The following is a 7,471-nucleotide window of genomic DNA, read 5'->3' on the forward strand; positions in this document are numbered from 1 at the left end:
ACCAGCGCCCGCTTGGGCTGGCACGGGCGCCCCAGCACCACCGCCCAGACCGCGTAGCGGCTGGCCTCCCCCGCGAGCACCGACCCGTCCGTCCAAAGTGTGACCATCAGCTTAGCCTCTTAACCCCCTTCCGGGGCCTGGACCAGACTACGTCCCGGCGGGAGGGTCGCCGGGTCATCCGCAGTTGACGCGGCTGCCGTCACAGGCCCTTATTCAAGCTATCAAATCCTTTGAGAGGAGGCGTTGGACTTGCCGCGGCGGCGAGTGCGATTGCCGGCTGGTATCGCTCCAGGCAGAAGGGGTGCACATGCCGGTTCGTGTCGTCGACCGTGAACACCTGGCACCGGCCATGGGGGCCGAGCCACGTCACGGGAAGAGCCCCGGCTGGTCGGGGGAAGCCCGGGGCAGCCGGTCGAGGTAGAAGGCGAGCACCCGCCCCGAGGCCGCCTCCCGAGCCGCCACCACCTTGCTTCTCCACACGGCGGAGCTCCGCTTGAAGGGCACCCGGTCCTCGAAGGTCACCGTCCCCTCCGAGGGAAACCCCTGGGGGTGCAGGGGGTGGGCCCGGGGCAGCACGAACCCCGAGCCGACCGAGTTCCGGCCGCGCCTGGGGCCGTGGGCCAGCGAGTACAGCACCTTCCCGTTGGGCGCGACCAGGACCGCGTGCACGTCGGTCTCGTGCTCCTGGACGACCCGGCGCAGGGCCGCCTGGTGGGAGGCCCCAGAGTGCCGGGCCAGGTGGAAGACCGCCAGGGGGCCGTAGCCGTGTGCCTGGAGGCTGGCCTCCAGCAGGTGCCCGGGCATCATCAGGCGGGCGGCGGCCTCGAAGCACAGGTTCTCCTCAGCCTGCGTGGCCAGCGCGCGGTTCTTGAAGAACAGCGACCTGAGGTACCCGTCGAGCTCGCCGTCGAGGGCCATCTGGAAGAGATGGTGGGCCAGCTCGTGCAGCCCGGTGAAGGCGAGCCTGGCCCGGGGCTCACGCGGGTCAATCAGGATGACCCGCTCCCCCTCCGGGGTGGTGAACGCCTTGTTGACCTCCCCCTCCTTAACGGTGACGCCCAGCTCGGCGGCCAGGCGCCGGAAGTTGCGGCTGTAGCCGTGCCGGCGGTGGAACTCGTCGACCGCCTCTAAGAAGGCGGCCCGGATCTCGGCGAAGTCGGGGTCGCGGTCGTCCCACACCCCTCGAGACTAAACCGGCTCCAGGGAAAGGGCGGTGCGTTAATCACTCGAGCGCCCGCTTGAGCTGGAGGAACAGGATGTGCCAGTCCTCGCCCCGCTCGGGGTACTTGCCGCGCAGGCGGATGCCCAGGAGCATCCGCTGCCAGTCAGGGTCGCCCAGCTCGGGGTAGCGCTCGCGGTACTCCCGCACGAACTCCTCGAGCGAGGGCGGCAGGGCCTGGGCGGGCGCGGGGCCCGGACCACCCCCCGTCAGCTCTTCCAGCGTCACGCCGTAGGCTGAGGCGAGCCGGTTGAGCACCTCAAGCGTGGGGTTACCCGCCTCGTCGGACTCCAGCTTGGACAGGTAGGCCACCGAGACCCCGGCGGCCTCGGCGGCCTTGCGCAGGGACGGGAACCGGTTCTGGCGGAAACTCCTTAGGCGCTCCCCGAGGGTCATGACCCGCTCCTCCGTGTTCACTTTAATAGATTATAAGGTCGCCCTCTTGACATTTAGTGAGCGTTAACTAAAGTGAACATTAGCAGGCGGTACCGCACCGCCAGTAAACGGTGCGGTTACCCAGGGGGTGAAAGGGAATGGCCAAGGTGCAGAAACAGTTCGTCGAGTTCCACGACAACATCCGGCTGGGGCAGTACGACGAGAACGCCACCCTCCGCGAGAAGCGGGACATCGTGCTGAGGAAGCTCAGGGAGGGCCTCGAGCGCGACTTCGGGGCCAGGGGCGAGGAGCCGCCCAAGTTCAGCCCCTTCAACCAGGGCAGCTACGCCATGAACACCGGGATCAGGCCGGTAGAAGGCGACTACGACATCGACGTGGGCGTCAAGTTCCACGTCTCGAAGGACAAGCACGGGCCGCTCGAGGTCAAGCAGTGGGTGTACGACGCGCTCGAGAACCACACCAGCCGGGTCGAGATCCGCCGCAATTGTGTCACCGTCTACTACTTCAAGGACGGCAAGGAGGACTACCACGTCGACCTCGCCGTGTACGCCGCGGGCGAGGAAGGCCGGGGACCGCTGTACCTAGCCAAGGGCAAGGCCAACTCCGACGCCAAGTACAAGCTCTGGGAGCAGGCCGAGCCCGAGGAGCTGATCGCGGCGGTCACGGGCCGCTTCAGCGGGGACGACGCCGCGCAATTCCGCCGCGCCGTCCGCGCGCTCAAGCGCTGGCGGCAGGAGCGATTCAAGGCGAGCGGGAACGGGGCGCCCGTGGGCATCGGCCTGACCCTGGCCGCCTATTACTGGTTCGATCCGGTGAAAAGCGTCGACCTGCTGCAGAACAAGACCGAGTACGACGACCGGGCCGCCCTCGAGGCCCTCGTCGGGCGCATGCTGGATAACTTCCAGTATGTCCGGCACGAGCAGGAGGAGGCGTGGGCCTGGCGCCTGGTGGTGAACGTGCCGGTCAAGCCTCACACCGACGTCTTCACCCGGATGACCAACCCCCAGATGGCTACCTTCAAGGAGGAGCTCGAGGCGCTCAAGCAGGCCCTGGGGCAGGCCGCCAGCGAGCCGGACACCCGCGAGGCCTGCCTGACCCTGCGGGAGCAGTTCGGCGGGGATTTCCCGGTGCCCGAGGAGAGCGAGACCGCGAAGAAGGGGGGCCGCTCGTACGTGGGGAGCAGCTCGAGCGCGTGAGCGGCACGATCCAGTACGTCCTTGAACAGGTCGCGCGCGAGCAGCTCGAGGCGGTCGAGCCGCTCGACCCCTCTCGGCTGGGTCCTGGCATCCTGGCGGGTGCGACCGGGAGGGTCGCCGTCGCGGGGCACGGCCTCGAGGTCACCGTCCGGATCCCCCGGGGCTTCCCCGCCGACCTGCCGCACGTGGAGGTGAGCGGGCTGCCCTTCCGCATCCCCCACGTCGCCCGCGACGGCGACGTCTGCTTCGCCGTGCGCCAGGGACTGGTGGTCGACCGCCGCGACCCGGCCGGGGTGCTTCGGCAGGCCCTCGCCTCGGCCCTCGAGACCGTGGAGGCGGGCCTCGAGCGGCGCAACCTGGCCGACTTCGCCGAGGAGTTCGGGGCCTACTGGGGCGGGGCGCCGGAGGCTCGCGTCGCCTGCAGCGCGGTCGAGCCGGAGGGCGGCCCGCGGGTGATCATCGCCCTGGAGCGGGGCGAGCGGGAGGGCGGCGGGTTCGTGCCCGTCGCCTTCGCCGACGACAAGGCCCGGCTCGAGGTCGTCGCTAGGCGCCTCGGCGCTGGGGAGTGGAGATCCCGCCTGGCCGTTTACGTCCCCATGGCGCTGCACGACGCCCCGACCCCACCCCCCGGCGGCGCCGCGTGGACCTTCAAGGACTGGCGGGCCTTCCTCCACGGCCACCTGCACCGCAGGGGTCGCAAGCGCCTCGGGAAGCTGCTGCGCAAGGCCGGTGCCGACGCCCCCGTGGTGCTGGGGGTGTTGAGCGCGGGCGGCACCTGGACGCTGCTGGGGCTCAAGCCGCCGAGCAGGTCCGGCGTGCACCCGCTGCTGGGCGGGTCCTCGGAGGTGCCCGCCGTGCTGGGGCTGGAGCGGTGGGACCGCACCTACCTGCTGCCCCGCGGGGGTGCCGACGGCAGGTTGGGCCGCAGGCGGGTGCTGCTGGTGGGCTGCGGGGCGTTGGGCGGGCAGCTGGCGGTGCTGCTGGCTGCCAGCGGGGTGGGGTCGCTGACCCTGGTCGACCCCGACCGCCTCAGCAACGACAACACCTTCCGCCACGTCCTCGGCCGCAGCGCCGCCGGCCGGCCCAAGGCCGAGGCCCTCAAGCACGACCTCGAGCAGCGCTTCCCCTACCTGGAGGTCAGCGCCGTCGCCGAGGACGTGCGGAGGGCGCTCGACGACGGCCACGTGCACCTGGGCGGCTTCGACCTGGTGGTGCTGGCCACCGGAGAGCCCTCGCTCGAACTCGAGCTCAACGAGCGCCTGCGGCGCTCCCCCGCCGCCCCGCCCGCGCTGTTCACCTGGCTCGAGCCGCTGGGCGTCGGCGGGCACGCCCTGCTGACGGGCCGGGGGGAGGGCTGCTTCGAGTGCCTGTTCAACCCGCCGGACCATGAGGAAGCCCCGCTGTTCAACCGCGCCTCCTTCGCCGCGCCGGGCCAGCGGTTCACCCGCGACCTGGCCGGCTGCGGTGGGGCCTTCACCCCCTTCTCCTTCCTCGACGCCGCGCGCACGGCCGAGCTGGCGGCGCGGCTGGCCCTGCAGAGCCTCACCGGCGCTACACCGGGGAACCGGCTGGTCTCGTGGCGGGGCGACCCGGGGGCGTTCCTCGGGGCCGGCTTCCGGCTGTCGGAGCGCTGGGGCACCCCGCCGGAGGGCCTCAGCCTGGGGGGGTGCGAGTTCCGCCGCCCGGACTGCCCGGTCTGCGGCGCGGCCGGGGGAGGCTCCTGATGGCCCTGGTGTTCCAGCGGGCGGGCGAGGGGCGGTTCAAGGTACGCACCCATGCCCTGGAGCGCATGCTGGCTTACCGCCAGGACAGCCGGCGCAAGCTCGAGGGCGGTGGGCTGCTGCTGGGCCGCTTCATCCTCGACTCGCCCGACGTGGTGCTCGACGCGGTGTCGACCCCTATGCCCGGCGACCTCCGCGAGCGCCACCGCTTCGTACGCTCGCAGGCCCACCAGCGGGTGGTGGACGCGGCCTGGTGGGCCAGCGGCGGCACCCGCGTCTACCTGGGGGAGTGGCACACCCACCCCGAGCCCGTCTCCAGCCCCTCGGACGAGGATGTGGGTTCCTGGCGCAGGCACCTGGCCGACCCGAGGATCTACGGCGAGGCCCTGTTCTTTATCGTCGTCGGGACGCGCGTGTTGCGGGCGTGGGAGGGAGTGCGGTCGGACGGCAGCACGGTCAAGATCGGGGAGGTGAGGCTTTAAATGCGCCGCAAGAGGCTGAAGGCAGGAAAGGCGGCCGCTGCAACAAAAGCAGCACGCGCCGTCGACGTGGCACGACCCAAGATCCCCCAGCACGTGATCCTGCAACTCTGGGCTAGGGCCGCAGGTCTTTGCGAATTCGAAGGCTGTGGACAGAAACTCTGGCGGCATGGCCTGACCCTGCAAGCCATCAACCGCAGCCATATCGCCCACATCGTGGGCTTTTCCCCTGACGGACCGCGGGGCGACCCAGAGCGTTCACCCTTGCTCGCCACCGACATCGACAACCTCATGCTGGTGTGCCAAGATTGCCACAACCTCATCGATAAAAAAGCGCTAGAGGATAAATATCCTGAGGCGCGCCTCCGCGAGATGAAACGGGCACATGAGGAGCGCATCGAGAGGGCCACTTCCATGACACCCAGCAAGAAATCGCACGCCCTGGTTTTCACTAGCCGGATGGCGAACGGAACAATACCCAACCCGCCAACCCCGACCCAGGCGCTGGAAGCCATGTGGCCGCGCCGCTACCCGGCTCAGGAACGCCCGCTCGAGATCGACCTGACCACGCTCACCGAACAGCCTCGGGACCCCGACGGATGGCGGCGGGCGCTGGCCGAGATGAACCGCCGGTTCGACTACCTGAAGGAGACGGTTCGTCCCGAGCACTATTCGGTCTTCGCCTTGGCCCGCATCCCCTTCATGATCGCTCTCGGGCGTAGGCTGGGGGACAAGGTCGACGTGGACACTTACCAGCTCAGCAAGGACAAGCGGCACTGGAAGTGGGAGGAGAGCGACGAGGCCTCGCAGACACCCGAACTCCGCGAGCCCGAGGGCCCCTTCGTGGAGTCAGACGTGGTGCTGAAGGTCGAGATCTCTGGGCGAATTCCTGCAGCGCAGGTCCGGCGGGCACTCGGGGAAGACCTGCCGACCTACAGCATCCAGATGCCCGCGCCCGGCCTAGGCGTGGTCACCTCTCCCGAACAGGTGGCCCAGGCCGGCATCCTCCTCCACCACCTGTTCAACAAGATCCCGCAAGCCCACGGAGACACGGCCCGGGTCCACCTTTTCGCGGCAGTACCGCCACCGGTAGCGGTGGAGATCGGTCGTCAGTACCGTTCCCACTTCCCCAGGCTGCGCGTCTACGAGTACCTGCCCGATCAGGGTTGGTGTTTCACCTTGGAGGTGTGACCGTGAATAAAGGTCTTGAACCACGGCTGTTCTTTCTCGCCCGCCGCAAGGACGCCACCGGCATCAGCGGCACCGGCCGCGTGCTCGACGGCGTGGTCTTTCACACCGGCCAGGTGGTGGTGTGCTGGCGCTCCGACGTCAACCGGCCGGGGGGCCACAGCAGCATCGCCATCTTCCCCTCGTGGGAGGCCTTCCTGCAGGTGCACGTGGAGTCCCACCCCGAGAACGAAGCGGAGATCCGCTGGCTGTCCCAGGAATGACAGCCGGGGGCGCTCGAGTACGTCTCCACCGGTTAGCCACCGCCCGGCGCGCCGGACCCTGCCCGAGGGAAAAGGGCAGCCTCCGGCCTCCTTGTGCGCTCCCTCCGGGGGCCGCACGCCTCTCCCCTACCGCAGCGGGGTGAGGAGGCGCGGGGTGATGACGATGACCAGGTCGGTCTCGGCGGTGGTGGTGGAGGTGGTCTTGAACAGCTCCCCCAGCACCGGGATGTCGCCCAGGCCGGGCACCTTCTCCACGCTCTCGGTGCGGCGGTTCTCCAGCAGCCCCCCGATCACGATGGCCTCGCCGGAGCCCACCCGCACGGTGGTGGTGGCGTCGCGGGTGGAGAAGGAGAAGGAGTTCTGGGTCTGGGAGGTGGGGGCGGAGACCGAGATGCTGACCTGCACCTCGATGGAGCCGTCGGGGGCCACCTTGGGCAGCATGCGCAGCGTGATGCCGGTGGAGAGGTTCTGCACGGCCTGCACGTTGTTGTTGGTCACGATGACCGCCAGGTTCTGGGTGGCGTTGATGCGGGCCTCGACGCCGTCGGTGGTCACCACCCGGGGCTTGGCGAGGACCCGCCCCGCCCCGCTGGACTGCAGCAGGTTGAGGGTGGCGCTGAAGCCGATGGGCAGGCTGACGTCGCGGCCGAAGACCCCGAAGCGGACGGGGTTGCCCCCGGTGGGGTTGGGGATGTTGGTCTCCTTGACGCCGAAGCGGAAGAGGCTGAGGTCGTAGTCGATGCCCAGGGCCTGGCTGAGGCTGCGGTTGATCTCGATCACCTCGGCCTCGAAGGCCACCTGCGGCCGCGGCGCGTCCAGCATGCGGACCACCTGGTCGATGAGGGCCCGGTCGGCGGGGTTCACGAGCACCAGCAGCGCCCGCTGCCGCTCGTCCACCACCACCCGGACGCTGCCGTAGAGCTGGCCCAGCTGCGCGGCCACGGTGGCGGGGTCGGCGTAGCTCAGCCGGTAGAGCTGGGGCAGCCGCTCGTCGGGCTGGGGCTGGGGC

8 protein-coding genes are annotated in these 7,471 nt (G+C 69.8%); 5 read left to right on the forward strand and 3 right to left on the reverse strand.

Annotated elements, in window-relative coordinates; translation table 11 throughout:
• Window positions 1-366: 366 nt before the first annotated feature.
• Together Mrose_RS19700 and Mrose_RS17210 are read right to left on the reverse strand one after the other, a co-directional pair.
• Window positions 367-1,179, reverse strand: a complete 813-nt coding sequence (locus tag Mrose_RS19700) for an ImmA/IrrE family metallo-endopeptidase (protein WP_119280363.1) — start codon at window positions 1,177-1,179, stop codon at window positions 367-369.
• A gap of 43 nt (window positions 1,180-1,222) precedes the next feature.
• Entirely contained in the window at window positions 1,223-1,636 is a 414-nt protein-coding gene (locus Mrose_RS17210; protein WP_220452357.1) for a helix-turn-helix domain-containing protein, read from the reverse strand.
• A gap of 116 nt (window positions 1,637-1,752) precedes the next feature.
• Between Mrose_RS17210 and Mrose_RS17215 the strand changes: the two genes are divergently transcribed.
• Genes Mrose_RS17215 through Mrose_RS17235 form a run of 5 tightly spaced genes read left to right on the forward strand, consistent with a single transcriptional unit; the run spans window position 1,753 to window position 6,462 of the window.
• Window positions 1,753-2,811, forward strand: coding sequence for a nucleotidyltransferase domain-containing protein (locus Mrose_RS17215; RefSeq protein WP_119280365.1), 1,059 nt, complete (start codon window positions 1,753-1,755; stop codon window positions 2,809-2,811).
• Window positions 2,808-4,535: a ThiF family adenylyltransferase gene (locus Mrose_RS17220; RefSeq protein ID WP_182482891.1), complete on the forward strand. Its 1,728-nt coding sequence runs from the start codon at window positions 2,808-2,810 to the stop codon at window positions 4,533-4,535. Before Mrose_RS17215 ends, Mrose_RS17220 begins: the two co-directional genes overlap by 4 nt.
• Complete coding sequence (locus Mrose_RS17225) at window positions 4,535-5,014, forward strand: Mov34/MPN/PAD-1 family protein (RefSeq protein WP_119280369.1); 480 nt, start codon at window positions 4,535-4,537, stop codon at window positions 5,012-5,014. Before Mrose_RS17220 ends, Mrose_RS17225 begins: the two co-directional genes overlap by 1 nt.
• Complete coding sequence (locus Mrose_RS17230) at window positions 5,015-6,202, forward strand: HNH endonuclease (RefSeq protein WP_119280371.1); 1,188 nt, start codon at window positions 5,015-5,017, stop codon at window positions 6,200-6,202. It begins immediately after the preceding gene.
• Between the two features lie 2 nt (window positions 6,203-6,204).
• Window positions 6,205-6,462 carry a hypothetical protein gene (locus tag Mrose_RS17235; RefSeq protein ID WP_119280373.1) on the forward strand — a complete coding sequence of 86 codons (258 nt, stop codon included), beginning with the start codon at window positions 6,205-6,207 and terminating at the stop codon, window positions 6,460-6,462.
• Between the two features lie 126 nt (window positions 6,463-6,588).
• On the opposite strand, the gene Mrose_RS17240 is transcribed toward Mrose_RS17235, so the two are convergent.
• A partial coding sequence (locus Mrose_RS17240) for a type II secretion system protein GspD (protein WP_119280375.1) occupies window positions 6,589-7,471 on the reverse strand: 883 nt, incomplete at its 5' end.

The organism is Calidithermus roseus (genome assembly GCF_003574095.1).
In the GTDB taxonomy this organism is placed as follows: Bacteria; Deinococcota; Deinococci; order Deinococcales; family Thermaceae; genus Calidithermus; species Calidithermus roseus.

Excerpts from the sequence above, each read along its gene's own strand:
- Mrose_RS17230 (WP_119280371.1), top strand. The coding sequence starts at position 5,015 with ATGCGCCGCAAGAGGCTGAAGGCAGGAAAGGCGGCCGCTGCAACAAAA.
- Mrose_RS17215 (WP_119280365.1), top strand. The coding sequence starts at position 1,753 with ATGGCCAAGGTGCAGAAACAGTTCGTCGAGTTCCACGACAACATCCGG.
- Mrose_RS17225 (WP_119280369.1), top strand. The coding sequence starts at position 4,535 with ATGGCCCTGGTGTTCCAGCGGGCGGGCGAGGGGCGGTTCAAGGTACGC.